The organism is Variovorax sp. 20P10.2.4 (genome assembly GCF_058244205.1).
Genome location: NZ_JBZAYE010000040.1, coordinates 1 through 25,053 on the forward strand (window position 1 = coordinate 1; position 25,053 = coordinate 25,053).

Sequence of the window (25,053 nt, forward strand, 5' to 3'; positions counted from 1 at the left end):
CTGCCACTTGCTCGCGAAGGCCTGCAGGTCGGACAGCCGCTTGAGCAGGTCCTGGCCGCTGAGCGTGAGGCTGTAGCCGTCGCCGCCGTGGCTCACCACGCCGGCTTCGCGCAGTTCCTTGATCCGGGTGTTGAGGGTGTTGGGAGTGATGCCGCCGACGCTGTCCTGCAGCAGCCGGAAGGTCTGGGCATGGCCATCGCGCAGGGCCCAGAGCACACGCAGCGCATAGCGGGCTTCGAGCAGCGCGAGCAACTGGCTGATGGCTGCGTTTTCCTTGGAACTCATCGTCATCATCTCCTCTGCGATCTGTGCTGCGCGGGAGGCCGGCTGGTGGGCAGTGCCTCGGCCTCGCTCTTTTTTGATGGTTGGCGGACCGCTGTCCGGCCTTCCCTCCGGCCGGGGACTATAGCTCAAATGATTACGATGCTACTAGTTTTATAGCTGTAGGCGTACGCTGCATGCGGCTCCAGAGACAAAGCGTCACATCTTTGAAAAATTCGCCATGGCTTCGCCCAGCCGGATGGGGCGCGTGGGCGCCCATTCGGAATTGAACGCCACGGCGGGCGCGGGGAATAGCATGACGACGGTCGAACCCAGCAAGAAACGGCCCATCTCCTCGCCCTTGCGCAGTTCGATCCGACGGTCGTCGTAGCGCCATTCGCGCAGCTCGCCCCTGCGCGGCGGATTGACCACGCCGTGCCACACGGTCGCCATGCTGCCGACGATGGTGGCGCCCACCAGCACCAGCACGAAGGGGCCGTGGGCCGATTCGAAGACGCAGACCACGCGCTCGTTGCGCGCGAACAGCCCCGGCACGCCGCGCGCGGTGGTCGGGTTGACCGAGAACAGCTCGCCCGGCACGTGGATCATGCGCAGCAGCCGCCCGTCGCAGGGCATGTGGATGCGGTGGTAGTCGCGCGGGCTCAGGTACAGCGTGGCGAAACTGCCGTGGGCGAACTGCGCCGCGAGCGCCGCGTCGCCGCCGACGAGGGCCGTGGTGCTGTAGTTGTGGCCCTTGGCCTGGAAGATCTGGTCGCCCTCGATCGCACCGAACTGGCTGATCGCACCATCGACGGGACAGATCAGGTCGGCGTCGGCGAGCGGGCGCACGCCGGGCTTGAGCTCGCGCGTGAAGAACTGGTTGAAGCTCTTGTAGTGCGCGATATCGGGCTCGAGCGCCTCGTTCATGTCGACGCCGTATTTGTCGACGAAGCGCCGGATGATCCAGGTGGTGACCGCTCCCCGCTCCTTGCCCGCGACCCAGCCGGCGAAATTGGTCAGTGCCTGCTTGGGGAACAGGTATTGGGGCAGGACGGCGGAGCGATCAGACACGTGCGGAGCTTCTGGTTCTTGGATGGGAGGGGCATTCTATAAAGCGGGCCCGGCCCGGGGCGTAGGAAACTTCCCTCGGGATTTCGCGGGGGCGAATTGCGCGGAATTTCCCGGCCGCGCGGCCGATGGCCGTTTTTCTGCTTGCTACTCGGCCTTGATCCCCGCCGCCTTGATCACCTGCGCCCATTTCTCGACCTCGGCCTTCTGGAAGGCCGCGATCTGCGCCGTGCCCAGGTCGGTGGGCTCCATGCCGAAGCCCTTGAGCTTGTCCTGCATCTCCGGGGTCGCGAGGATGGTGCGGATCTCCGTGTGCAGCCGCTGCACCACCGGCGCGGGCGTGCCCGCGGGCACGAAGATCGCCTGCCACGACACCACCTCGAAGTCCTGCAGCCCCGCGATGCCCGACTCGGCCACCGTCGGCACGTCGGGCATCGAGGCCAGCCGCTTCGCCGAGGTGACGGCGATCGCGCGCAGCTTGCCGCTCTGGATGTGCGGGCCGGCCACCACCGTGGTGTCGAACATCATGTCGACCTGGCCGCCGATCACGTCCTGGATCGCCGGGCCGCTGCCCTTGTAGGGGATGTGCGTGAACTTCACGCCCGACTTGTAGGCCAGCAGTTCCAGCGCCAGGTGCTGCGAGGTGCCGGTGCCCGCCGAGGCCGACGAGAGCCCGCCCGCCTTGGCCTTGCTCGCTTCGAGCACGTCCTTGAGCGTCTTGTGCGGGCTCGCCTGGTTCACCACCAGCACCACCGGGTTGGTGCCGATCAGCGTGACCGGCGCGAAGGACTTCTGCGGGTCGTAGCCCAGCTTCGGATAGAGGCTCACGTTGATCGCGTGCGAGCTGATTGTGCCGCCCACCAGCGTGTAGCCATCGGGCGCGGCGCGCGCGCCGATCTCCGAGCCCACGCTGCCGCCGGCGCCGCCCTTGTTGTCGATGATGACGCTGGTGTTGAGCACCGGCCCGAGCTTCTGTCCGATCAGCCGGCCCAGCACGTCGGTGGTGCCGCCGGCCGGGAAGGGCACGAGGTAGGTGATGGCCTTGCCCGTCGGCCAGTTGCCCTGGGCGAAGGCGTGGGGCAGGGCGGCGAGCAGCGGCGTGGCGAAGGCGCTGCGAATGAGGGTGCGGCGTTGCATGGCGATGTCTCCTTATGGTTGTGGCGAAGTTGTGGCGAAGGTCAGGGCAGATCGACGATCTCGATCCAGTTCGGGTTCTTGCCCACCGCGAGGCGTTGCGCGGTGCCGAGCGCGCCGGTCGCGGGATCGATGGTGTGCAAGGTCAGGCCGTGCGAGTCCTGTCCGGCCGCGATCAGGTAGCGCCCGCTCGAGTCGATCGCGAAGCCGCGCGGCGTCTTCTCGGTCGGCGTCTGGCCCAGCGGCTGCAGCCGGCCGCTCGCCGCGTCGACCCGGAACGCCGACAGCGTGCTCGAGGTGCGCTCCGAGGCGTAGAGATGGCGGCCGTCGGGCGTGAGGTGCAGGTCGGCGGCCCAAGGCTTGCCCGCGAAACCCGCGGGCAGCGTGGTCGTGCTCTGTTCGAGCTTCAGCGTGCCGCGCTCGGCATCCCAGGCGTACACGTGCAGCGCCGCGTCGAGCTCGTCGAGCAGGTACAGGTGGCGCTGCCCCTTGTCCCAGACGAAGTGGCGCGGCCCGGCCTGCGCCGCGGTGCGCGTGAGCGGCGGATCGTTCGGCGAGAGCAGGCCCCTCTCGGCATCGAAGCGCCAGGCCGAGAGGTTGTCGCCGCCCAGGCTGGTCGCGAGCACGAAGCGGTTGTTGGCGTCCGCATGGATCGCGTGCGCGTTCGGCGCGGTCTGCACCAGCTGCTGGATCGCGCCCACCGTGCCGTCCTTGCCGATCGCGTTGACCGAGATCTTGCCGCCCTGGTAGGAGGCCGCGAACAGCCAGCGGCCGCTGGCGTCGAGGTCGATGTTGGCCATGCTGTCGGCCAGCGGCGCCTCGCCGAGCTTCTGCAGCCGGCCGGTGGCGGCGTCGATCGCCAGCGTGGCCACGCGGAACGGCTGCGAGCGCAGCGCCGCGTAGAGCAGGCGCTTGTCGTGGCTCACCGCCATCGGCATCACCGTGCCGCCGACGGCGAGCGTCTGCACCGGCGCCAGCGTGCCCTTGTCGCGGTCGAGCGCGAGCACCGAGATCTCCTGGCTGTCGGCGTTCGCCACGTAGACCCAGGTCGCGGCCTGGGCCTGCCACGCGGCCGCCGACAGCAGCGCGGCCGCGGCGACGCGCCGCGCGCGATGCGTGGCTGAGCTCATGGTTTGATGTTGAGCTTGGTGATCAACGCCTTGAAATAGGCGTTGTCCTTGGCCAGCGTCTCCTTGAAGGCCGCGCCGTCGGTGTAGACGTAGCCGAGGTTCTGCTTGTCCATCACCTCGTGCATCAGCGGCTCGGCCGCGGTCTTGGCCGTGATCTCGCGCAGCCGCGTCATCACCTCGGGCGGCGTGTTCTTCGGCGCGCCCAGACCGCGCCAGGTGCCGATCGTCAGGTCGATGCCGCGCTCCTTCGCGGTCGGCACCTTCTCGAAGCCCTTCACGCGCTGGTCGGCCATCACCATCAGCACCTTGAGCTTGCCGCCCTGCACGTGGGTCGTCACCTCGGCCGGGCTCACGGCCACGGCGTCGATGTGGCCGCCGAGCAGCGCGAGCACCGCGGGCGCCGCGCCCTGGAACGGGATGTGGCCGAACTTGGTGCCGGTCTTGTCCTCGAGCGCGGCCGCCGCCAGGTGCCAGATCGAGCCGTTGCCCGAGTTGCCGACGTTCACCTTGCCCGGGTCCTTCTTCGCGGCCGCGAGGAAGTCCTCGATCGTGTTCCAGGGCGAGTCGGCCTTCACCGTGATCGCGGCCGGGTCGGCATTGAGCTGCGCGATCGGCTGGAAGTCGTCGTAGTTGAACTTCGCCAGGCCCAGGTGCGGCAGCGTGAGCAGCTCGACCGTGAGCACCGCGAGCTTGTAGCCGTCGGGCTTGGAATTGATCACCTCGGTCCAGCCGATGGCGCCGCCCGCGCCAGGGCGGTTGACGATCACGATCGGCTGCGAGATGTGCTTGCGGCTCGCGTCCGCGAAGGCGCGCGCCAGGCCGTCGGTGCCGCCGCCTGGCTGGTAGGGCACCAGCAGCTCGATGGTGCGGTTCGGATAGTCGCTGGCCTGCGCCGAGGCCGTGGCGGCCAGGCCCAGCGAGAGCGCGGCCGTCGCCGAGAAGGCGGCGAGGCCGCGGAGGAAGTCGTTTCTGTTCATGCTGTCTCCAGTGGTTGTTGTCGATCGAAATCCATGCGCGCCCTGAGAGGGCGCCGTCGCTCAAGAAACTCAGGGCATGTACTGCCCGCCGTTCACCTCGATGACCTGCCCCGTGACATAGCCCGAGAGCTGTTCGGAGGCGAGGAAGAGAAAGGCGCCCACGCACTCCTCGGGTTCGCCGAGGCGGCCCATCGGGATGCCGGCCCTGAAGTTCTCGAGCATCGCGGGCGTCGAGAAGCGGTCCTGGAACGGCGTCTGGATCACGCCCGGCGCCACCGCGTTGACGCGGATGCGGTCGCCCACCAGTTCCTTGGCCAGCCCGTGGGTGGCCGTGCTCACGAAGCCCTTGGCGCCCGCGTAGAGGTAGGCGGCGGGGCCGCCGCCGGTGCGCGCCGCGACCGAGGTCACGTTGATGATGTTGCCGCCGCCCTGCTGGCGCATCAGCGGCACCGTCTCGCGGCAGAAGGCGAGCACCGAGCGCGCGTTGACATGCAGCACCTCGTCGAACAGCGCGTCGTCGAACTCGGCGATCGGCACCCGCTTGACCAGGCTGCCGGCGTTGTTCACCAGCACGTCGATGCGGCCGAACTCGCCGGCGGTGCGCTGCACGCAGTCGCGGATCGCGGCCGTGTCGCGCACGTCGGCCTGCACCGCGAAGGCGCTGCCGCCGGCGGCGCGGATGGTCTCGACCACCTGGTTCGCGGCGTCGGCCGAGCTGTTGTAGTGCACCGCCACGCGCATGCCGCGCGCGGCGAAGGCGATGGCCACCGCGGCACCGATGCCGGTGCTGGCGCCGGTCACGAGGGCGGTCTTGTTCCTGAGGTCTTCCATGGGGCTTGTCGTCGTTGGAGAAAAAAGCCCGGCCGTCTCGCGGCGGCCGGGCGGTGGGTCACTTGGGGGCGATGCCCGCCACGCTCGGCGAGCGGTACTCGAGCACCCACTTGATCGTGAGCGGCGCGGCCAGGCTGAAGGCCGGCGTGCTGCAGCGGATGCTGGTCTTCAGCGCGCCGGTCGGCGTGTTGTAGTCCACGTTCTCGCGCACATCGACCGCTGCGCAGTCCTGCAGGCCCTCGACCTCGAAGCCCTGCACGTCGCCGTTCGCGAAGGCGAAGCGGTTGCCGCCGAGCGCGCTGGCACCGTCGGAGTAGCTGCCGAACTCGAGCTCGAGCTTCGCGATGTCGAGCGCGGCCGCGGGCGTGTAGGTGTCGACGCGCGTGATCCGGCCGGGCTCGAAGGTGTAGCGCGTGCGCGAGGTGATGCGCGTGTCCTTGATCGGGTCGTTGCCCGAGGTGGCGCGGTCCATCGCATCCTGGTCGTAGCTCACGGTGAGCACCTGGCCGGCCTCGGCGATCTTCAGGTTCTTCTGGTAGGCCGCGGGGATCAGCGGCTGCGAACCGCTCGCCACGGTGAAGCGCGGCTGCAGCTGCGGCCACTGCGTGTCGGCCACGCCCGAGAGCATGTTGTAGGAGTGGGGGATCGCGAAGTAGGGGTTGGTGTGGTGGTAGGTCTTCGCACCGTTGACCACCGGCAGGCTGATCACGCGCAGGCCGTCGCGGTAGGTCACCAGGCCGCGGTCGTAGGTCGAAGCTCCGCCGTCGAAGCCCGCGAACTTCGTGAGCGTGGCGCGCGGCTGCTTGTCGAGGTAGGCCAGGAAGGTCTGCGTCGACACCGGCGCCTTCTGCGCGTAGCCCGCCGACTTCCAGAGGTTGTTGGTGTAGATCAGCTGGTGCGACAGGCTCAGGTTCTCGCCGAGCACGCGGTCGATGCCGCGGTAGCTGTCGACGCGCCGGCCCTTCTGCCACATGTTGAGCGAGCCGAGCTCGGCGTCGTACCAGAACTCCACGTACTTGGCCGTGACGCGCGTGGCGAAGGCATAGGCGATCTGCTTCTCCTCCTCGTTCAGCACGTTCATGTGCTCGGCCGCCGACAGCACTTCGGCGAAGGCCGTGTCGGCATAGCCCGCGAGGCTGCGGCCGTAGTCCACGCCGTTGCCGGCCGGATTCAGCCGCACCTTGATCACGTCCACCGACTGGCGCAGCCAGCCCTTGAGCGAGGCCTCGTCCTCGGCCGACACCGTCATGCCGGTCTCGATCAGCCGCTGCATGATCTCGCCGATCAGCAGCACGCTGTAGCGGTCGAAGCGCCCGCTGCCGTCGGTCTCGTCGGAGAAGCCGAAGGCCGAGAAGGTCTTGTAGTGGTTGATCATCTTCTGCAGCAGCGCCTCGCTGGCCTCGGGGCCTTCCCAGCCCATGAGGTGGCGCAGGCGCGCGATGCTGAAGGCCACCCCGTAGTAGTTGGTCGGCAGCCCGATCAGCGAATAGTCGGCCGGGTTGACGAAGGCGGTCCAGTTGAGTTTGGTCTTGAGCTTGTCGAGCGTGGCCGGCGAGATCGCGGCGCCGCCGCCCTCGAGCAGCCCGGCCTTCTTGAGCTTCCACAGCGCCGACATGTAGTAGTAGATGCCCCAGCTGTCGTTGGTCACGTCGATGGTCGCGTCGGCGATCTCGCGGTAGCCGTCGATGTACTCGCGGTACTTGGGGTCGGAGCTGGGCGTGTTCAGCAGGATGTAGGAAAAGCCGATCGCCACCTTGCCGGGCAGGAACTTGTCCTTGCTGCCGGGCGCGAACACCTTCTGCCCCAGCAGCACGGTGTCGAGCTTCTGCGTGCGCACTTGCGCGAACAGCCGCTCGATGGTGGGCAGCAGATGGCTGCTCACGATCTCGTCCATCGGCGTGTTCGACAGCTTCGGCTGGGCTGCCTGCACCTCGGGCGGCACGGGTGTTTCGGGCGGCGGGTTGTTCGCCGCGGGCGGCAGCGGCACGAAGCTCGCGCCACCACCACCGCCGCCGCCACACGCGGCCAGCAGGGCGGCGCCTGCGATCATGCTCGCCACCAAACGGGTTCTTTGCATCCTCGGTCTCCTCTCTCGGTTGAAAGAAGGACGCCCGGCCCCCTTTGCCGGGTCGTCCGGAATACCCGCGCCTGCCTCTTTTTTTTCAGGTCACGGGAGCCGGGTTGAAGAGCACCAGCGCGTTGTGCAGCTGCCAGTGCTCGGCCCAGGTTTTCTTCCGGCCGCTGGCGACGTCGAGCATCAGGCGGAACAGCTCCCAGCCCACCTCCTCGATCGTGGCGTCGCCATCGGCGATGCGGCCCGCGTTCACGTCCATCAGGTCGTGCCAGCGGCGCGCGAGGTCGCTGCGCGTGGCGACCTTGATGACCGGTACCTCGGCCAGCCCGTAGGGCGTGCCGCGGCCCGTGGTGAACACGTGCAGGTTGATGCCGGCCGCGAGCTGCAAGGTGCCGCAGATGAAGTCGCTGGCCGGCGTGGCGGTGTAGATCAGGCCCTTGTGCGTGGCCTTCTCGCCGGGCGCGAGCACGCCCGAGATCGGCGCCGAGCCCGACTTCACGATCGAGCCCATCGCCTTCTCGACGATGTTCGACAGGCCGCCCTTCTTGTTGCCGGGCGTGGTGTTGGCGCTGCGGTCGACGCGGCCCTTGCTCAGGTAGTCGTCGTACCAGGCCATCTCGCGGATCATGGCCTCGGCCACCGCGGGCGTGCTGGCGCGCGCGGTGAGCTGGTCGATGCCGTCGCGCACCTCGGTGGTCTCCGAGAACATCACGGTGGCGCCCGCGCGCACCAGCAGGTCGGTGCAGAAGCCCACGGCCGGGTTGGCGGTGACGCCCGAGAAGGCGTCGCTGCCGCCGCACTGCACGCCCACCACCAGCTCGCTCGCGGGCACGGTCTCGCGCCGGCGCGCGTTCAGCCGCGCGAGGTGCTGCTCGGCCTGCCGCATGACCGAATCGATCATCGACATGAAGCCCACGTGCTCGTCGTCCTGCAGGCAGACCACGTCGAGATCGGCATCGCGGCCGTCGGCGATCGGGATGCTGCCGGGCGGCAGCAGGCGCTCGGGCTGCAGCTTCTCGCAGCCCAGGCTCACCACCATCACCTCGCCGCCGAAGTTCGGATTGAGGCTGATGTTGCGCAGGGTGCGGATCGGCACGATCGCGTCGGGCGCGTCGATCGCCACGCCGCAGCCGTAGCCGTGCTCGAGCGCGACCACGTCGTCGACGTTCGGGTATTTGGGCAGCAGCTCGCGCTTGATGCGCTGCAGCGCGAACTCGGTGACGCCGGCCACGCACTGCACCGTCTGCGTGATCGCGAGGATGTTGCGCGTGCCCACCGAACCGTCGGCATTGCGGTAGCCCTCGAAGCTGAAGCCCTCGAGCGGCGCCATCGGCGGCGGCTTGACGGTGGCGATCGGCAGGCCGTCGAGCTCGGGCGCGGTCGGCATGCGCATCACGCGCTCGTGCACCCAGCTGCCGCGCGGCAGCGCCTTCTGCGCATAGCCGATCACCACGTCGTAGCGCCGGATCGCCTCGCCCTCGGCGAGGTCGGCCAGCGCCACCTTGTGGCCCTGCGGCACGTTGTCCACCAGCGCGAGGCCGTCGGCGAACACCGCGCCGGCCTTCAGGCCGCCGTCGTTGGCGACGATGGCGACGTTGTCCGCCGGGTGGATGCGGATGTACAGCGGCGGACGCACGGGCTCGGTCATCAGCGCACGACCATGAACAGGCTCGGCAGCCAGGTCGAGAAGGCCGGCACGAAGGTCACGACGCCGAGCGCGAAGATCAGCGCGCCGTAGAACGGCCAGATGGTGCGCATCACCTGGCCCACCGACACGCCGCCGATGGCGCAGCCCACGAACTGGGTGGTGCCTACGGGCGGGGTGTTGAGGCCGAGCGCGCAGTTGATCAGCATCACCACGCCGAACTGCACCGAGCTCATGCCGTAGTGCTGCGCGATCGGCAGGAAGATCGGCGTGCACAGCAGGATGGTGGCCGCCATGTCGAGGAAGGTGCCGAGCACGAACAGGATGATGTTGATCAGCAGGAAGATCATCCACGGCGTGGTCGTGACCTGCGACAGCATCTGGCCCGTGAGCTCGGCCACGCCGTAGAGGCTGATCAGGTAGCCGAAGGTGCTCGAGATGCCGATCAGCAGCAGGATCACGCCGGTGGTGCGCACCGCCTTCGAGGCCGCCTTGATGAAGTGCTCCCACTTCAGCGTGCGGTAGACGAAGATCGTGAGCGCCAGCGCATAGAGCACCGCCACGGCGGCCGATTCGGTCGCGGTGAACACGCCCGAGAGAATGCCGCCGAGGATCAGCACCACGATGAACAGGCCCGGCAGCGCCGCGGCGAGCGAGCGCCAGACGATGTCCCAGCCCGGGAAGGTGCCTGCGGGATAGCCGCGCTTCACCGCCACCAGGTAGGCGGCCGCGAGGTTGCTGATGGTGAGCACCGCGGCCGGCAGCAGCGCCGCGAGGATCAGCGCCGCGATCGACACCTTGCCGCCCGCGGCCAGCGAATAGATGATCAGGTTGTGGCTGGTGGGCATCAGCGCGCCGACCAGGGCCGCGTGGGTCGTCACGTTGACCGCGTAGTCGGCGTGGTAGCCCTCCTTCTTCATCATCGGGATCATCACGGCGCCCATGGCCGAGACGTCGGCCACGGGCGAGCCCGAGACGCCGCCGAACAGCGTGCAGGCCACCACGTTCGACATGCCGAGGCCGCCGCGCACGTGGCCCACCAGGGCGCGCGCGAAGTTGACGATGCGGTCGGCGATGCCGCCGTACAGCATGAGCTCGCCCGCGAAGATGAAGAAGGGGATCGCGAGGAACGAGAAGATGCCCATGCCCGAGGTCATCTGCTGGAAGCCGACCGCCAGCGGCAGGCCTTCGTAGAGCAGGGTGGCGAGCGCGGACAGGCCGATGGAGAACGCCACCGGCACGCCGAGCAGCAGGAACAGCGTGAACGAGAGGCAGAGGATGAGGAGCGGGATCGTCATGATGGCGGCTTATCCCCAGGCGGGTTCGACTTCGCGGCCCTGTGCGAGCGCGATGAGGTGTTCGATGGAAAACAGGACGATCAGCACGCCCGAGACGGTGGCGGGAACGTACTTCCAGCCTTCGGAGATCCACAGCGTGGGCAGCCGGTAGTCCCAGACCGAGGTGGCCAGCTCGGCGCAGTTCCAGGCCATGGCGGCGCCGAAGACCAGGATCAGCGCGTGGATCAGGTATTCCATCTTCAGCCGCAGCCAGTCGGGCGCGAGCACGAGGAAGGATTCGAGGCCGATGTGGCCGGCGTCGCGCACGCCCACGGCCACGCCGAGCATGGTGACGTAGAGCACCAGCAGCAGCGCCAGGCTCTCGGCCCAGGTCGGCGTGTTGTTGAGCACGTAGCGGCCGAACACCTGCCAGCTCACCGCGCAGATCACCGCGACGAGTCCGAGGATGCCCAGCCACATGCAGGCACGCGCGAGCGTGCGGCAGAGTTTGGTGTACATACGATGTGAAGCCTTCTGTCGTCCTCCCTCCCCCTGTGGGGGAGGGTTGGGGTGGGTGCGCCGGGCGGCGGCAAGCGCGCGGCGATGGATGCGCCGATGCCCCCATCCCTGCCTTCCCCCGGCGGGGGAAGGAGCCAATTCAGCAAACCGGTCCGGTTACTTCGTGTCCTGCACGCGCTTCACGAGGTCCTTGAGCTTCGCGTCGGTGATGAACTTGTCGTAGACCGGCTTCATCGCGGCCTGGAACGGGGCCTTGTCGACCTCGATGATCTCGGCGCCGCCAGCCTTCACGGTGGCCAGCGACTTCACCTCGCGCTCTTCCCACTGCTTGCGCATGTAGGGCACCGACTCCTTGGCGGCCTGGCGGATCCAGCCCTGCTCCTCGGCCGAGAGCTTGTCCCACACGCGCTTGGAGAACAGCAGCATCTCGGGCGCCATCGAGTGCTCGGTCTTGCTGTAGTACTTGGCCACCTCGAAGGCGCGCGCGCTTTCGTAGGTGGGGTAGTTGTTCTCGGCGGCGTCGATCAGGCCGGTCTTCAGGCCGGTGTAGACCTCGCCCATGGGCATCGGCGTGGCGTTGGCACCCATCGCTTCGAGCATCGAGACCCACAGGTCCGACTGCTGCACGCGCACCTTCAGGCCCTTCATGTCGGCGAAGCTGCGCACCGGCTTCTTGGCCGTGAACATCGAGCGCGCGCCGCTGTCGTAGTAGGCCAGGCCGACGAAGCCCTGCTTCTCGCAGGACTTGAGGATCTCCTCGCCGATCGGGCCGTCGAGCACCTTGTGCAGATGGTCGACCGAGCGGAACAGGAAGGGCATGGTGGGCACCTGCGTCTCGGCGCAGATGTTGTTCATCGGTGCGATGTTCACGCGCACCATCTGCAGCGCGCCGATCTTGGTCTGCTCGATGGTGTCCTTCTCGCTGCCGAGCGCGCTGTTGTTGAAGACCTTGATGCTGTGCTTGCCGCCCGACAGCGCCTTGAGGCGCTCGCTCATGAACTTGACGGCGGTGACGGTGGGGTAGTCGTCGGGATGGATGTCGGCCGAGCGGAACTCGGTGGCGCTGGCGGCCAGGGTGGTCAGCATGGCCGCGGCGCCGACTGCAAGTGCGATGAGTGTCTTCTGGAGTTTCATGTCTGTCTCGTCCTCTGATCGTTGGTTGTCGTGAAAATGAAAGCGCAAAGACTCAAGTAGCCAATCAAGTGCCGTACATCGGCTCGGGAAATCCCGTGACGCCCGGCCGCAGCGCGAACACCCCGCCGGCCAGCGGCTGGTCCGACAGGTCGGTGTTGCCCGGCCGGATCGAGGTGACGAACAGGGTGTCGAGGCCCGCGCCGCCGAAGGCGCACATCGCGGGCTTCTTCACCGGCACCGCGAGCGAGCGGTCGAGCCGTCCCCCGGGCGTGAATCGGTGGACCAGGCCGGCATCGTTGCCGCAGATCCAGTAGCAGCCCTCGGCATCCATCGCGGCCCCGTCGGGGCGGCCGGGCAGGGGCTTCATGTCGACGAACAGGCGGCGGTTCGACGGCGTGCCGCTGGCGGTGTCGTAGTCGAAGGCCCAGACGGCCTGCACGCTCGGGTGCGAATCGGAGAGATACATCGTGCGGCCGTCGGGGCTCCAGGCCAGGCCGTTGGGCACGATCAGGTCGTCGAGGCGCAGGGCGGCACTCGCATCGCCCTGGCCATGGCTGTAGAGGCGGCCGACGCGCGCGCCGGCGGCCATGTCCAGCAGCATGGTGCCGGCCCAGAAACGGCCCTGGCGGTCGCAGCGGCCGTCGTTGAAGCGCATCGCGGGAGCCGCGTGCTCGACCGGCGCGACCGACGTGGCGGCCAGCGTGCCGTCGGCGCGTAGTTCGAGCGAGAAAAGGCCGCTCTCCAGGCCCGCGATCCAGCTGCCGGGCCGGTCGGCGCGCGGCGCGATGCAGGCGATCATCTCGGGCGCGGTCCAGCTGGCATGGCCCTCGATGGCATGCCAGCGGTGCAGCGCGCGCGCCGGGATGTCGACCCAGTAGAGCGCCTGCTCGGCCGCCTGCCAGACCGGGCTTTCGCCGGTGCCGTTGCGCGCGTCGAGAACGAGTTCGGCCTGCATGCTGGGCGTGCCGCTCAATCGCCGAACGGGCCCTGCGCCGTGAAGGCGCCGCCCTGGTAGATCGCGTTGGGATCGGTGGGGGCCACCGGCGGCTGCTGCTCGATCTTGTCGCGGAACACCTCGGAGCCGTCCTGCGGCACGAAGCCCAGGTGCGTGGCCGCGCTGTTGTCCCACCACACGTCGCGGTTGGCCGACATGCCGTAGACCACCGTGTGCTTCACGTCGGGCGTGAACAGCGACTTCTCGATCAGCGTGGTGAGGTCGCGGTAGCTGAGCCAGGTGCTCATCATGCGGCGGTTCGCCGGCTCGGGGAACGAGGAGCCGATGCGGATGCTCACGGTCTCGATGCCCCAGCGGTCGAAGTAGAACTGCGCCATGTCCTCGCCGAAGGACTTCGACAGGCCGTAGTAGCCGTCGGGCCGGCGCGCGGCATGGGCGTCGATGTGCTCGTCCTGCCGGTAGAAGCCGATCACGTGGTTCGAGCTCGCGAACACCACGCGCTTCACGCCGTGGCGGCGCGCGGCCTCGTAGACGTTGAAGATGCCCTTGATGTTGGCCTCGAGGATCTCCTCGAACGGCCGCTCGACCGAGACGCCGCCCAGGTGGACGATGGCATCGCAGCCCTCGACCAGCGCATGCACCGCGGCCTTGTCCGCGAGGTCGCAGGGCACCACTTCCTCGCTCGCGTCGGCGGCCGGCGCGAGCGCCGCGATGTCGGACACGCGCAGCACGTCCGCATAGGGCTTGAGCCGTTCGCGCAGCACCTTGCCGAGGCCGCCGGCGGCGCCGGTCAACAGCAGCCTGTTGAGTTTCTTGTCCATTGTTCCTTGTCGTCCAATTGGTCCATCGAGGCTTCAGGCCGTGACGTGCGTCCCATGGCCCTCTGTTCGGGAAACACCGCGGAACCGGCTTTGCCGGGCCGCTGGTGTTGCCCCCGGCGAGGGGGTTGGCGAAGCGACACGAAGTGCGCGAAGCCTGGGGGAGGTCACAGTTTGGTGATGCGTTCAGGCAGGTCGCGACCGTGGTACTTCTTGTAGATCGCGTTGAGCTTGCCGTTCTTCTGGTTCGTCACGACCCAGTTGTTGATCCACTCCTTGAGCTTGGGCTGCTCCTTGTTGAGCGCGATGCCCAGGTCGAAGTCCTTCTGCGAGAACTTCAGTTCGAGGTTCTTGGCCGGGGCCTGCTTGATCATCTCGCTGAGGTTCGAGGGCGTGCTCGAGAACAGGTCGATCTGGCCCGTGACCATCGAGGTGATCAGCGTCGCGTCGTCCTCGTAGCGCACGATCTCGGCGCCCTTGGCCTGTTGCGTGGTCAGCGTGTCGTTGACGGTGGCGCGCGTCAGCCCGATGCGCTTGCCGTTGAGGTCGGCGTAGTCCGTGACCTTGATGCTCTTGGGGCCGCCCACGATGATGCTGATGACGGCATAGGGCGTCGAGAAGTCGACCACCTTCTCGCGCTCGGGCGTGATCGACAGGTCGGCCACCACGATGTCGGCGCGCTGCGCCTGCAGCGTGGGCACGCGCGCGGCGTTGGTGACCGAGACGATCTCGAGCTTCACGCCCAGGTCCTTGGCCAGTTGCGTGGCGGTGTCGACGTCGGAACCGGTGGGCTGCAGGTTGGCGTCGGCGAAGCTGAACAGCGGCGTGCCCATGGCGATCGCGACGCGGATCTTGCCGGCCTTCTTGATGTCGTCGAGCTGGTCGGCCATGGCGGCCTGTGCCACGCCGGCCACGAGGGCCAGCGCGATGCAGCTGCGGGTGAAGGCTTTGCCGAGTTTCATGAATATCTCCTGGTGTGGTTTGGTATGGGAGTAAAGAGAAAGACCCGGGCTGCCTGTTTACAGCCCGTTGTTCAGGAAGGCATGCAGCTCCGGCGTGCGGGGCGCGTCGAGCATCTCGCCGGGGCCGGTTTCCCACACGGTGCCCTGGTGCATGTAGATGATCCGGTCGGCCACGCGCTTGGCGAAGGCCATCTCGTGCGTCACCAGCAGCATGGTCATGCCGCCGGCCGCGAGGTCCTCCATCACGCGCAGCACCTCGCCGGTGAGCTGGGGGTCGAGCGCCGAGGTCACCTCGTCGAACAGCATGACCTTGGGCGACATCGCGAGCGAGCGCGCGATCGCCACGCGCTGCTGCTGGCCGCCCGAGAGCTGCTCGGGATAGGCGTCGGCCTTCTGCTTGAGGCCCACCTGGTCGAGCACGCCGATCGCCACCTCGGCGGCCTCGCCGCGCGAGAGCTTCTTCACGTGGCGCAGCGCCAGCATGATGTTCTCCTGCACCGTGAGGTGGGGGAACAGGTTGTAGCTCTGGAACACGATGCCGACCTCGAGCCGCAGGCGCTTGAGGTCGACCGCGGGATCGTCGACGCGGATGCCGCAGACCTCGATGCTGCCGCGGTCGATCACCTCGAGGCGGTCGATGCAGCGCAACGCCGTGCTCTTGCCCGAGCCGCTGGCGCCGATGATGGCGATCATCTCGCCCTTGGCGACCTCGAACGAGACGCCCTTGAGCACCTGGTTCGCGCCGAAGCTCTTGTAGACCTGGTCCAGGCGCACGATGGGCGAGGAGCCCGGGACCTGCGCGGCACCGCCGCCGGCCGTGCCGACGCTGGCGTCCATGTAGGGGGTGCGCAGGGATTCAACGATTGGCGACATTGAGCTTCTTCTCCATCGCTTCGCTCCAGCGCGACAGCGGATAACACAGGGCGAAATAGAAAGCGCCGACCAGGAGGAAGACCAGGAAGGGCTGGAAGATGGTGTTGTTGATGATCTGGCCGGCGCGCGTGAGCTCGACGAAGCCGATCACCGAGGCCAGCGAGGTCATCTTGATGATCTGCACCAGGAAGCCGACCGTGGGCGGCAGCGACAGGCGCACCGCCTGCGGGATGATCACCAGGCGCAAGGTCTGCCAGCGCGTGAAGGCCAGGCATTCGGAGGCTTCCCACTGCGGCTTGGGCATGGCCTCGACGCAGCCGCGCCAGATGTCGCCGAGGTAGGCGCTGACGTAGATCATCATCGCGATGCCGGCCGCGATCAGCGAGGGCAGCGCGAGGCCGTAGACCGAGAGGCCGAAGTAGACGATGAACAGCAGGATCAGCAGCGGGATGCCCTGGATGCATTCGATGTAGACCAGCGCGAGCCAGCGCAGCCAGGGCCGCGGCGAGATGCGCGCGAGCATCAGGCCGAAGCCGCCGATGGCGCCGAGCGCGAAGGCGATGGCCGAGAGCACCAGGGTCCAGCCGATGGACTGCACCAGGTACATCAAATGCGTGAAGGTGAAGTGGCCGATGCTCACGCCGCACCCCCATGGATCGCAACGGCGGCCGCTGCGCCCGGCTGCACCTTGCCGGCCTGCGCGGCCGCGCGGCGCACCACGCGGCGGCGGCGGAACATGTATTCGCCGAGCGCCCAGGTCACGAGCTTGATGAACAGCGACAGCACCAGGTAGAGGGCAGCGACCACGATGTAGGTCTCGAGCGAGCGGAAGGTGTCGGACTGCACGGTGTTGGCGATCGCCGTGAGCTCCTCGGCCGAGATCTGCGAGGCCATCGCCGAGGCCTGCATCATCAGCAGGAACTGGCTCGTGAGGGCGGGGTAGACCTTCTCGATCGAGGGCTGCAGCATCACGTGCCAGCCGATGCGCCACTTCGACAGGCCCAGGCACTCGGCCGCCTCGATCTGCCCGCGCGGCACCGACTCGAGGCCGGCGCGGATGATCTCGGCCGCGTAGGCCGCGATGTTGATCACCATCGCCAGCACCGCGGCCGCGAAGGTCGGCATGCGCAGGCCGAAGCTTGCGAGGCCGAAATACAGCAGGAAGATCTGGACCAGGAACGGCGTGTTGCGCACCACCTCGATGTAGATCGAGCAGGCGCGCGACAGGGGCCGGATGCGGCTGCGCTTGGCGAAAGCCACCAGCGTGCCCACGCAGACGCCGATCACGACGGCCAGCGCGGTCATCTTCAGGGTCAGCCATGCCCCGTTGACGAACACGGGCCAGTACGATGCCAGCGGAGAGAAATCGAGCGAATACTTCATGTGAATGCCGCTTCGACGAGAACACCCGCAGAGGTGCGAAGGCGGCGATCTGGCAGGTTTTGAGTGATAGGTTATCTGTTGTCGTACAACTGATGGGAGATTATGATCGTGGGTATGGACCAGACGACTGCGGGTAATCCCTTGGTTTCCGATGCGCCGGAAGCCGGCGCCTCCGCCTCGAAGGGCGGCAGCGCCTTCGTGGGGCGGCCGCGCCAGCGCGCGCGCGGACTGGCGCACGGGCTGGTGGAAGACCTGGGCGAGAAGATTCGCAGCCAGGTGCTGCGGCCGGGCGACAAGCTGCCGACCGAGTCGGCCATCATGCAGGCCTATGGCGTGAGCCGCACCGTGGTGCGCGAGGCGCTGTCGAAGCTGCAGGCCGGCGGGCTGGTGGAGACCCTGCATGGCGTCGGCACCTTCGTGCTGCAGCCGCGCCCGGGCGGGGTGTTCCGGCTCGAGCCGGGCGAGATCGCGACCTCGGTCGACGTGCTGGCCGTGCTCGAGCTGCGCATCAGCCTCGAGACCGAATCGGCGGGGCTGGCGGCGAGCCGCCGCACCGAGGAGCAGCTGGTCGCGATGCGCCAGGCGCTCGACGATTTCGAGCACAACGTGACGGTATCGGGCGACACCGTGGCGCCCGACTTCCGCTTCCACCTGCAGATCGCCCAGTCGACCGGCAACCCCTATTTCGCCGACATCATGCGGCACCTGGGCACGACCATCATCCCGCGCACCCGCATCAGCGCGATCCGCCACCAGGAGGGCGGGGCCTACCTCAGCCGCGTCAACCGCGAGCATGAAGAGATCTATGCGGCGATCGCGCGGCGCGACCCCGAGTCGGCCCGCGCCGCGATGCGCATCCACCTGACCAACAGCCGCGAACGGCTGCGCATGGCGCAGGAAGCCGCGCAGAAGAAGGCCGAAGCGGCCAAGTCCTCCGATAACTAGTCCATGAACCCCTTTTGGGGTTCGTGATGCTGGACAACTTGTTTTTCTAGTTGTACGATGACTGATAACTCGCACGACCAACGAGCGAGGCATCGACCATCGAGACAACTGGAGGCAGAGGATGACCATCAAACGCCGCGGCGCGCTCAGCGCCGCACTGGCCACGACGTTGGCCGCAAGCCTGCCGGGGTTCGCCCTGGCGCAAGCCGGCACCGCCGGCTGGCCCGCGAAGCCGTTGCGCATCGTGGTGCCGTACCCGCCCGGCGGTTCGTCGGACATCATCGCGCGCGCCATCAGCCAGCCCTTGTCGGAAGCGCTGAAGCAGCCGGTGATCGTCGAGAACAAACCCGGCGCCAACGGCAACCTGGGCGCCGACTTCGTCGCCAAGTCCGCGCCCGACGGCTACACGCTGCTCTTGTGCGACGTGGGCGCGCTGGCGATCAGCCCCTCGGTCTACACCAGGCTGTCCTTCGATCCGTCGAAGGACCTGCGTGGCGTGACCATGCTGGCCTATTCGCCGCACCTGCTGGTGGTGCATCCGTCGGTGAAGGCCAATAACCTCAAGGAACTGATCGCGCTGTCGAAGACCTCCGAACTCAATTTCGCCGTGACCGCCACCGGCAGCGCGCCGCACCTGGCCGGCGTGGCGCTCGAGCGCGCCAGCGGCGCCAAGTGGACCTACGTGCCCTACAAGGGCGGCGTGCAGGCGGTGCAGGACACCGTCTCGGGCCAGACCCAGGTGCTGATGAACGGCATGCTCGCCACCCTGCCGCAGGTGCAGGGCGGCCGCCTCAAGGTGCTGGGCGTGTCCAAGGCCACGCGGATGCCGCTGATCGGCGACGTGCCGACCATCGCCGAGCAGGGCGTGCCCGGCTACGAATCGGGCACCTGGCAGGGCGTGCGCGTCGCGCGCGGCACGCCCGAGGCCATCGTGCAGCGCCTCAACAAGGAACTGATCGCCGTCATCCGCACGGCCGACATCCGCTCGCGCCTCGCGGGGCAGGGCGCCGAGGTGGTGACCATGACCCCGGCCGAGGAGGAGCGCTTCTTCGACAAGGAACGCGCGCGCTGGGCCAAGGTGGTGGCCGACGCCAGCATCAAGCTCGACTGAACGCGCTCGCCGCTTCCAACCCTTTCTTCATTTCTTTCACTGGACGTTTTCTTCGATGAACCCGCAAGAACTCAAAAACATCATGGGCTCCGGCCTGCTCTCGTTCCCGCTGACCGACTTCGATGCCAACGGCGACTTCGACAGGAAGGGCTACATCGAGCGCCTCGAATGGCTCGCGCCCTACGGCGCCAGCGCGCTGTTCGCGGCCGGCGGCACGGGCGAGTTCTTCTCGCTGACCGGCGAGGAGTACCCCGGCATCATCCAGACCGCCGTCGACACCTGCCGCGGCAAGGTGCCGATCATCGCGGGCGCCGGCGGTCCCACGCGCTTCGCGATCCAGTGCGCGCAGGCGGCCGAGAAGGCCGGCGCGCACGGCATCCTGCTGCTGCCGCACTACCTGACCGAAGCCGGCCAGGACGGCATCGCCGCGCACGTCGAAGCCGTGTGCAAGAGCGTGAAGTTCGGCGTGATCGTCTACAACCGCGCCACCAGCCGCCTCAAGCCCGACACGCTGGCGCGCCTGGCCGAACGCAACCCGAACCTGGTGGGCTTCAAGGACGGCGTGGGCGACATCGAGGCGATGGTCGCGATCTACCAGAAGATGGGCGACCGCTTCGCCTACCTGGGCGGCCTGCCCACGGCCGAGGTCTATGCCGCGGCCTACAAGGCCATGGGCACGCCGGTGTATTCGTCGGCCGTCTTCAACTTCATCCCGAAGACCGCGATGGACTTCTACAACGCCGTCGCCAACGACGACCTGCCGACCCAGCACCGCCTGCTGAAGGACTTCTTCATGCCCTACCTCGAGCTGCGCAACCGCGTGCCGGGCTACGCGGTGAGCATCGTCAAGGCCGGCGCCAAGATCGTCGGCCACGACGCCGGCCCGGTGCGCGCGCCGCTGACCGACCTCAAGCCCGACGAGGTCGCGCAGCTCGCCGCGCTGATCGAGAAGCTGGGCCCGCAGTAAGCGGCGCGGCTGTCGAACAAGAAACATACACAACACCGGAGATGACGATATGCTGAAGAAACTGTTCCTCGTTGCCGCCGCCGCGGCGCTGTTCTCGGGCTGCGCCAACGTCATGCCCACGGGCGGCGGCAGCGCCTCCGATGCGGCCGACGTGGCCGCGGCCGCCGAGCGGCTGCGCATCGCGATGGTCGACCCGACCCGCCCCGCGCTGGCGGCGCTGGTGGCCGACGAGCTCAGCTACGGCCACTCGGGCGGCAAGGTCGACACCAAGGAAAGCTTCATCGCCGACCTGCTCGACGGCAAGTCCGACTTCGTCACCATCACCATCACCGAGCAGACCGTGAAGGTGGTCGATGCCCGCACCGCCATCGTGCGCCATGCGCTGGCCGCCGACACCAACGACTCGGGCAAGCCCGGCAAGGTGGCGCTGAAGATCCTCGGCGTGTGGCAGAAGCAGGGCGGCGACTGGAAGCTGCTCGCGCGCCAGGCCGTGCGCGCTTCCTGATTTGCGGACGGCACGCATGAAGCGCAGAGCATTGCTCGCGGCCGGCCTGGTCGGCCTGGTCGGCCTGGCCGGTGCGGCCTGGCTGCCGATGGCCACGTCCGCACAGGGTGACTGGCCGCTGCAGAAGCCCGTGACCGTCATCGTGCCGTTCCCCGCGGGCGGCTCCACCGACATGGTGGCGCGCGCGCTGGCGCTGCAGCTGCAGACGAAGCTCGGCGGCAGCTTCGTGGTCGACAACCGGCCCGGTGCCACCGGCACCATCGGCACCGGCTTCGTCAAGCGCGCCGCGCCCGACGGCTACACCCTGCTGGTGTCCTCGCTCGGCGCCTTCGTGGTCACGCCGCACCTGCAGAAGAGCGTGCCCTACGACGCGACCAAGGACTTCGACTACATCAGCGTGCCGGTGCAGGCGCCCAACGTGCTGGTGGCCAATGTCGCGCGGCCCGAGAAGACGGTCGACGAGGTGCTCGCGCTGCTGCGCAAGACGCCGGGCAAGGTCTCGTTCGCGAGCTCGGGCAACGGCTCCTCCGATCACCTGTCGGCCGAGCTGTTCTGGCAGCAGACGAAGACCGAGGGCGTTCACGTGCCCTACAAGGGCGGCGCGCCGGCGGTCAACGACCTGCTCGGCAACCAGGTCGACTTCTCGTTCCAGAACGTCAATGCCGTGCTGCCGCACATCCGCGCCGGCAAGCTGCGCGCCATCGCCGTCACGGGCGACAAGCGCTCGCCCGTGTTGCCCGATGTGCCCACGCTGGCCGAGGCCGGCGTGAAGGGCGCCGAGGTCTATTCGTGGCAGGGCGTGGCCGCGCCGCGCGGACTGCCGCCGGCCACGAAGAAGAAGCTGGCCGATGCCGTGGTGGCCGCGATGCAGGATCCCGAGACGAAGAAGCGCATGCTCGAGCAGGGCCTCGAGATCGTCGCGAGCACGCCCGAGGAATTCACCGCCTTCCAGGCGCGCGAATGGACGCGCTGGAAGACCCTGATCGACACCCGGCACATCACCGCCGATTGATCACGCCGATTGACAAGGGCCCCGCGGGCCCGCAGCCTTCAGAACCGACGCCAAAGCCATGACGCTCCCGGACTCCCGTTCCTCCACCCCCGTCATCACCGAGATGCAGGTGATCCCGGTCGCGGGCCGCGACAGCATGCTGATGAACCTCAGCGGCGCGCACGGTCCCTTCTTCACGCGCAACCTGCTGATCCTCACCGACAGCGCCGGGCGCACCGGCGTGGGCGAGGTGCCCGGCGGCGAGAAGATCCGCCAGACGCTCGAGGACGCGCGCGCGCTGGTCGTGGGCCAGCCCATCGGCAACCACAACGCCGTGCTCAACGCCATGCGCCGCGAGTTCGCCGCGCGCGACAGCGGCGGGCGCGGCCTGCAGACCTTCGACCTGCGCGTGACCATCCATGCGGTCACGGCCGTCGAGGCCGCGCTGCTCGACCTGCTGGGCCAGTTCCTCGAGGTGCCGGTGGCGGCGCTGCTCGGCGAGGGCCAGCAGCGCGACGCGGTGCAGATGCTCGGCTACCTGTTCTACGTGGGCGACCGCGCGAAGACCGACCTGCCCTACGACAGCGACCCCGGCGCCGACAACGACTGGTTCCGCCTGCGCCACGAGGAGGCCATGACGCCCGAGGCCATCGTGCGCCTGGCCGAGGCCACGCACGCTCGCTACGGCTTCACCGACTTCAAGCTCAAGGGCGGCGTGCTGCGCGGCGAGGAGGAGGTCGAGGCGATCCGCGCGCTGCACGAGCGCTTTCCGCAGGCGCGCGTCACGCTCGATCCCAACGGCGGCTGGCTGCTGGCCGACGCGGTGCGGCTGTGCCGCGACCTGCATGGCGTGATGGCCTATGCCGAGGACCCGTGCGGTGCCGAGGGCGTGTTCTCGGGCCGCGAGGTGATGGCCGAGTTCCGCCGTGCCACCGGCCTGCCCACGGCCACCAACATGGTCGCCACCGACTGGCGCGAGATGGTCCACAGCCTGTCGCTGCAGTCGGTCGACATCCCGCTGGCCGACCCGCACTTCTGGACCCTGGCCGGTTCGGTGCGCGTGGCCCAGCTGTGCCAGGCCTGGGGCCTGACCTGGGGCTCGCATTCGAACAACCACTTCGACGTCTCGCTGGCCATGTTCACGCATGTGGCGGCCGCGGCGCCGGGCAAGGTCACGGCCATCGACACGCACTGGATCTGGCAGGACGGCCAGCGCCTGACGAAGGCGCCGCTGCGCATCGAGGGTGGTTTCGTGAAGGTGCCCACGCGCGGCGGCCTCGGCGTCGAGCTCGACATGGACGAAGTCAAAAAAGCTCACGCGCTCTACTTGAAGCATGGCCTGGGCGCGCGCGATGATGCGCAGGCGATGCAGTACCTGATCCCCAACTGGCGCTTCGACAACAAACGGCCCTGCATGGTCCGCTGAGACCGCCGGCCTCACCCCTCATTCCGTTCTTTACGCAGCAACAAGGATGCATTCCATGCAGAACCACGACAACCTGATCGGCGGCGAATGGCGCGCCGGCGCGAGCTACAGCCCCAACGTCAACCCCAGCAACCTCGGCGACGTGCTGGGCCACTACACGCAAGGCGACGCGAGCCATGTCGAAGCGGCCGTGGCCGCCGCCACCGCCGCCTTCCCGGCCTGGGCCACGGGCAGCGTGCAGGCACGCTCCGACGCGCTCGACAAGATCGGCAACGAGATCCTCGCGCGCAAGGAGGAACTCGGCACGCTGCTCGCGCGCGAGGAAGGCAAGACCAAGGCCGAAGGCATCGGCGAGGCCACGCGCGCCGGCCAGATCTTCAAGTTCTTCGCGGGCGAGTGCCTGCGCCTGTCGGGCGAGCTGCTGCCCTCGGTGCGGCCCAACATCGGCGTGGAGATCACGCGCGAGCCCGTGGGCGTGGTCGGCCTGATCACGCCGTGGAACTTCCCGATCGCCATTCCCGCCTGGAAGATCGCGCCCGCGCTGGCCTTCGGCAACTGCGTGGTGCTCAAGCCCGCCGATCTGGTGCCGGGCTGCGCCTGGGCGCTGGCCGAGATCATCAGCCGCTCGGGCATTCCGGCCGGCGTGTTCAACCTCGTGATGGGCCGCGGCAGCGTGATCGGCGATGCGCTGGTCAACCACCCGGGCCTCCACGCGATCAGCTTCACCGGCTCGGTGGGCGTGGGCCGCAACATCGCGGTGCAGTGCGTGAAGAACGGCAAGAAGGTGCAGCTCGAGATGGGCGGCAAGAACCCGCAGGTGGTGCTCGACGATGCCGACCTCGCGCAGGCGGTGGAGCTGAGCACGCAGAGCGCCTTCTATTCGACCGGCCAGCGCTGCACGGCCTCGAGCCGGCTGATCGTCACCGAAGGCATCTACCCGAAGTTCATCGCGGCGATGAAGGAACGCATGGCCAAGATCAAGGTCGGCGACGCGCTCGCGCAGGGCACCGACGTGGGTCCGGTGTCCTCGAAGTCGCAGCTCGAGCAGGACCTGGAGTACGTCGACATCGGCAAGGCCGAGGGCGCGGTGCTGGCCGCTGGCGGCGAACGCCTGAAGCTCGACACCGACGGCTACTACATGTCGCCCGCGCTGTTCAGCGAATCGGCCGCGGCGATGCGCATCAACAAGGAAGAGATCTTCGGCCCGGTGGCGAGCGTGATCCGCGTGAAGAACTACGAGGAGGCGCTGGCCACGGCCAACGACACCGAGTTCGGCCTGTCGGCGGGCATCGCGACCACGTCGCTGAAGTACGCCACGCACTTCAAGCGCCACAGCCAGGCCGGCATGGTGATGGTGAACCTGCCGACCGCGGGCGTGGACTACCACGTGCCCTTCGGCGGGCGCAAGGGTTCGAGCTACGGCCCGCGCGAGCAGGGGCGCTATGCGCAGGAGTTCTTCACCACGGTGAAGACGGCCTACACGCTGGCTTGAGGCCGTCGAAGGCGGGATCGGGCAGCCGAACGCAGAGGTCGCGAAGGTTACGCAGAAGTCGCAGAAGGAAAACCAAAAAGGGTTTTCTCTGCGACTTCTGCGTTTCTTTTGACTTCCTTCTGCGTTCGGCTGTCCGATCCCGTTTTCAGCGCACCCCCCGCAACCCCATCGCCACCCACAGCCCCGCCACGCTCGCGAGCGCCACGATCGCGGCGGCGGCCGGCCAGCCCAGCGCCTCCACCGCGCCGCCGACCAGCACCGGGCCGATCATCTGGCCGACGTTGTTGCCGGTCATCAGCAGGCCGACCGTGAGCGGAGCGAGCCGCGACTCCGGCGCGGCCCGTTCGGCCGAGGCCAGCAGGGTCGCGGGCAGCAGCCCGCCGGCGCCCGAGAACAGCAGGCACAGCACGAAGGTCGGCAGCGCCGCCAGCAGCGGCAGGAAGATGCCGAGCGCGGCGATGCCCATGATGGCGGTCGCGATCGCCACCAGCCGCCAGCGCGGCGTGCCGCGCGCCAGCAGCAGGCCGGCCGCGAGGTTGCCGCCCACGTTCGCGAGGCAGGCCAGCGCGCTCAGC

25 protein-coding genes are annotated in these 25,053 nt (G+C 68.3%); 7 read left to right on the forward strand and 18 right to left on the reverse strand.

Going from position 1 to position 25,053, the window contains the following annotated elements:
• The 17 genes from AC27VN_RS06415 to AC27VN_RS06495 form a co-directional block, all read right to left on the reverse strand.
• On the reverse strand, positions 1-285 hold a 285-nt coding region (locus AC27VN_RS06415), incomplete at its 3' end, for a winged helix-turn-helix transcriptional regulator (RefSeq protein ID WP_490876014.1).
• Positions 286-480: 195 nt separating this feature from the next.
• On the reverse strand, positions 481-1,332 hold the full coding sequence (gene asd / locus AC27VN_RS06420) for an archaetidylserine decarboxylase (protein WP_490876015.1): 852 nt from the start codon (positions 1,330-1,332) through the stop codon (positions 481-483).
• 144 nt (positions 1,333-1,476) lie between these two features.
• The gene (locus AC27VN_RS06425; protein ID WP_296778304.1) at positions 1,477-2,466 is read right to left on the reverse strand and encodes a Bug family tripartite tricarboxylate transporter substrate binding protein; all 990 of its coding nucleotides are present in this window, start codon (positions 2,464-2,466) and stop codon (positions 1,477-1,479) included.
• 41 nt (positions 2,467-2,507) lie between these two features.
• Positions 2,508-3,593, reverse strand: a complete 1,086-nt coding sequence (locus AC27VN_RS06430) for a lactonase family protein (RefSeq protein WP_490876016.1) — start codon at positions 3,591-3,593, stop codon at positions 2,508-2,510.
• Positions 3,590-4,570, reverse strand: a complete 981-nt coding sequence (locus tag AC27VN_RS06435; RefSeq protein ID WP_490876017.1) for a Bug family tripartite tricarboxylate transporter substrate binding protein — start codon at positions 4,568-4,570, stop codon at positions 3,590-3,592. The genes AC27VN_RS06430 and AC27VN_RS06435 overlap by 4 nt, the downstream gene beginning before the upstream one ends.
• A 69-nt stretch (positions 4,571-4,639) precedes the next feature.
• Positions 4,640-5,401 (reverse strand): SDR family NAD(P)-dependent oxidoreductase, encoded by a 762-nt coding sequence (locus AC27VN_RS06440; protein ID WP_490876018.1) that lies wholly within the window; start codon positions 5,399-5,401, stop codon positions 4,640-4,642.
• Positions 5,402-5,459: 58 nt separating this feature from the next.
• Positions 5,460-7,478, reverse strand: a complete 2,019-nt coding sequence (locus tag AC27VN_RS06445; protein WP_490876019.1) for a lipocalin/fatty-acid binding family protein — start codon at positions 7,476-7,478, stop codon at positions 5,460-5,462.
• An 85-nt stretch (positions 7,479-7,563) separates the two neighbouring features.
• Positions 7,564-9,123: a galactarate dehydratase gene (gene garD, locus AC27VN_RS06450; protein WP_490876020.1), complete on the reverse strand. Its 1,560-nt coding sequence runs from the start codon at positions 9,121-9,123 to the stop codon at positions 7,564-7,566.
• Positions 9,123-10,418, reverse strand: a complete 1,296-nt coding sequence (locus AC27VN_RS06455) for a TRAP transporter large permease (RefSeq protein WP_209541015.1) — start codon at positions 10,416-10,418, stop codon at positions 9,123-9,125. The genes garD and AC27VN_RS06455 overlap by 1 nt, the downstream gene beginning before the upstream one ends.
• 9 nt (positions 10,419-10,427) lie before the next feature.
• Entirely contained in the window at positions 10,428-10,916 is a 489-nt protein-coding gene (locus tag AC27VN_RS06460; protein ID WP_490876021.1) for a TRAP transporter small permease, read from the reverse strand.
• Positions 10,917-11,072: 156 nt separating this feature from the next.
• Complete coding sequence (locus tag AC27VN_RS06465) at positions 11,073-12,050, reverse strand: TRAP transporter substrate-binding protein (protein WP_209540988.1); 978 nt, start codon at positions 12,048-12,050, stop codon at positions 11,073-11,075.
• Between the two features lie 64 nt (positions 12,051-12,114).
• Positions 12,115-13,005 (reverse strand): SMP-30/gluconolactonase/LRE family protein, encoded by an 891-nt coding sequence (locus AC27VN_RS06470; protein WP_490876022.1) that lies wholly within the window; start codon positions 13,003-13,005, stop codon positions 12,115-12,117.
• 14 nt (positions 13,006-13,019) lie between these two features.
• Positions 13,020-13,826 carry an NAD-dependent epimerase/dehydratase family protein gene (locus tag AC27VN_RS06475; protein WP_490876023.1) on the reverse strand — a complete coding sequence of 269 codons (807 nt, stop codon included), beginning with the start codon at positions 13,824-13,826 and terminating at the stop codon, positions 13,020-13,022.
• Positions 13,827-13,990: 164 nt separating this feature from the next.
• Positions 13,991-14,785 carry a transporter substrate-binding domain-containing protein gene (locus tag AC27VN_RS06480; RefSeq protein ID WP_296778275.1) on the reverse strand — a complete coding sequence of 265 codons (795 nt, stop codon included), beginning with the start codon at positions 14,783-14,785 and terminating at the stop codon, positions 13,991-13,993.
• Between the two features lie 57 nt (positions 14,786-14,842).
• A complete protein-coding gene (locus AC27VN_RS06485; RefSeq protein ID WP_490876032.1) occupies positions 14,843-15,622 on the reverse strand; it encodes an amino acid ABC transporter ATP-binding protein in 780 nt (259 codons plus the stop codon).
• A gap of 19 nt (positions 15,623-15,641) precedes the next feature.
• Positions 15,642-16,265: an amino acid ABC transporter permease gene (locus tag AC27VN_RS06490; RefSeq protein WP_057594532.1), complete on the reverse strand. Its 624-nt coding sequence runs from the start codon at positions 16,263-16,265 to the stop codon at positions 15,642-15,644.
• 29 nt (positions 16,266-16,294) lie between these two features.
• Entirely contained in the window at positions 16,295-17,041 is a 747-nt protein-coding gene (locus tag AC27VN_RS06495; RefSeq protein ID WP_490876024.1) for an amino acid ABC transporter permease, read from the reverse strand.
• A gap of 114 nt (positions 17,042-17,155) precedes the next feature.
• On the opposite strand from AC27VN_RS06495, the gene AC27VN_RS06500 reads away from it, so the two are divergent.
• From AC27VN_RS06500 to AC27VN_RS06530, 7 genes are all read left to right on the forward strand, one after another.
• Positions 17,156-17,986, forward strand: a complete 831-nt coding sequence (locus AC27VN_RS06500) for a FadR/GntR family transcriptional regulator (RefSeq protein ID WP_490876025.1) — start codon at positions 17,156-17,158, stop codon at positions 17,984-17,986.
• A gap of 121 nt (positions 17,987-18,107) precedes the next feature.
• Positions 18,108-19,097 (forward strand): Bug family tripartite tricarboxylate transporter substrate binding protein, encoded by a 990-nt coding sequence (locus tag AC27VN_RS06505; RefSeq protein WP_490876026.1) that lies wholly within the window; start codon positions 18,108-18,110, stop codon positions 19,095-19,097.
• 55 nt (positions 19,098-19,152) lie between these two features.
• Positions 19,153-20,064: a 5-dehydro-4-deoxyglucarate dehydratase gene (kdgD, locus tag AC27VN_RS06510; RefSeq protein WP_490876027.1), complete on the forward strand. Its 912-nt coding sequence runs from the start codon at positions 19,153-19,155 to the stop codon at positions 20,062-20,064.
• Positions 20,065-20,113: 49 nt separating this feature from the next.
• On the forward strand, positions 20,114-20,569 hold the full coding sequence (locus AC27VN_RS06515; RefSeq protein ID WP_490876028.1) for a nuclear transport factor 2 family protein: 456 nt from the start codon (positions 20,114-20,116) through the stop codon (positions 20,567-20,569).
• A gap of 16 nt (positions 20,570-20,585) precedes the next feature.
• The gene (locus AC27VN_RS06520; protein ID WP_490876029.1) at positions 20,586-21,581 is read left to right on the forward strand and encodes a Bug family tripartite tricarboxylate transporter substrate binding protein; all 996 of its coding nucleotides are present in this window, start codon (positions 20,586-20,588) and stop codon (positions 21,579-21,581) included.
• A 58-nt stretch (positions 21,582-21,639) separates the two neighbouring features.
• Positions 21,640-22,986, forward strand: coding sequence for a glucarate dehydratase (gene gudD / locus AC27VN_RS06525; protein ID WP_490876030.1), 1,347 nt, complete (start codon positions 21,640-21,642; stop codon positions 22,984-22,986).
• A 55-nt stretch (positions 22,987-23,041) separates the two neighbouring features.
• Positions 23,042-24,478 (forward strand): aldehyde dehydrogenase family protein, encoded by a 1,437-nt coding sequence (locus AC27VN_RS06530; RefSeq protein ID WP_296793726.1) that lies wholly within the window; start codon positions 23,042-23,044, stop codon positions 24,476-24,478.
• A gap of 145 nt (positions 24,479-24,623) precedes the next feature.
• Here the strand turns inward: AC27VN_RS06530 and AC27VN_RS06535 are convergent.
• On the reverse strand, positions 24,624-25,053 hold a 430-nt coding region (locus tag AC27VN_RS06535), incomplete at its 5' end, for an MFS transporter (protein WP_490876031.1).

Bases quoted from the DNA above. Each gene is read 5' to 3' on its own strand.
- AC27VN_RS06425 (WP_296778304.1), bottom strand. From the start codon at position 2,466: ATGCAACGCCGCACCCTCATTCGCAGCGCCTTCGCCACGCCGCTGCTC.
- AC27VN_RS06430 (WP_490876016.1), bottom strand. From the start codon at position 3,593: ATGAGCTCAGCCACGCATCGCGCGCGGCGCGTCGCCGCGGCCGCGCTG.
- AC27VN_RS06435 (WP_490876017.1), bottom strand. From the start codon at position 4,570: ATGAACAGAAACGACTTCCTCCGCGGCCTCGCCGCCTTCTCGGCGACG.
- AC27VN_RS06440 (WP_490876018.1), bottom strand. From the start codon at position 5,401: ATGGAAGACCTCAGGAACAAGACCGCCCTCGTGACCGGCGCCAGCACC.
- AC27VN_RS06445 (WP_490876019.1), bottom strand. From the start codon at position 7,478: ATGCAAAGAACCCGTTTGGTGGCGAGCATGATCGCAGGCGCCGCCCTG.
- garD (WP_490876020.1), bottom strand. From the start codon at position 9,123: ATGACCGAGCCCGTGCGTCCGCCGCTGTACATCCGCATCCACCCGGCG.
- AC27VN_RS06455 (WP_209541015.1), bottom strand. From the start codon at position 10,418: ATGACGATCCCGCTCCTCATCCTCTGCCTCTCGTTCACGCTGTTCCTG.
- AC27VN_RS06460 (WP_490876021.1), bottom strand. From the start codon at position 10,916: ATGTACACCAAACTCTGCCGCACGCTCGCGCGTGCCTGCATGTGGCTG.
- AC27VN_RS06465 (WP_209540988.1), bottom strand. From the start codon at position 12,050: ATGAAACTCCAGAAGACACTCATCGCACTTGCAGTCGGCGCCGCGGCC.
- AC27VN_RS06470 (WP_490876022.1), bottom strand. From the start codon at position 13,005: ATGCAGGCCGAACTCGTTCTCGACGCGCGCAACGGCACCGGCGAAAGC.
- AC27VN_RS06475 (WP_490876023.1), bottom strand. From the start codon at position 13,826: ATGGACAAGAAACTCAACAGGCTGCTGTTGACCGGCGCCGCCGGCGGC.
- AC27VN_RS06480 (WP_296778275.1), bottom strand. From the start codon at position 14,785: ATGAAACTCGGCAAAGCCTTCACCCGCAGCTGCATCGCGCTGGCCCTC.
- AC27VN_RS06485 (WP_490876032.1), bottom strand. From the start codon at position 15,622: ATGGACGCCAGCGTCGGCACGGCCGGCGGCGGTGCCGCGCAGGTCCCG.
- AC27VN_RS06490 (WP_057594532.1), bottom strand. From the start codon at position 16,265: ATGTACCTGGTGCAGTCCATCGGCTGGACCCTGGTGCTCTCGGCCATC.
- AC27VN_RS06495 (WP_490876024.1), bottom strand. From the start codon at position 17,041: ATGAAGTATTCGCTCGATTTCTCTCCGCTGGCATCGTACTGGCCCGTG.
- AC27VN_RS06500 (WP_490876025.1), top strand. From the start codon at position 17,156: ATGGACCAGACGACTGCGGGTAATCCCTTGGTTTCCGATGCGCCGGAA.
- AC27VN_RS06505 (WP_490876026.1), top strand. From the start codon at position 18,108: ATGACCATCAAACGCCGCGGCGCGCTCAGCGCCGCACTGGCCACGACG.
- kdgD (WP_490876027.1), top strand. From the start codon at position 19,153: ATGAACCCGCAAGAACTCAAAAACATCATGGGCTCCGGCCTGCTCTCG.
- AC27VN_RS06515 (WP_490876028.1), top strand. From the start codon at position 20,114: ATGCTGAAGAAACTGTTCCTCGTTGCCGCCGCCGCGGCGCTGTTCTCG.
- AC27VN_RS06520 (WP_490876029.1), top strand. From the start codon at position 20,586: ATGAAGCGCAGAGCATTGCTCGCGGCCGGCCTGGTCGGCCTGGTCGGC.
- gudD (WP_490876030.1), top strand. From the start codon at position 21,640: ATGACGCTCCCGGACTCCCGTTCCTCCACCCCCGTCATCACCGAGATG.
- AC27VN_RS06530 (WP_296793726.1), top strand. From the start codon at position 23,042: ATGCAGAACCACGACAACCTGATCGGCGGCGAATGGCGCGCCGGCGCG.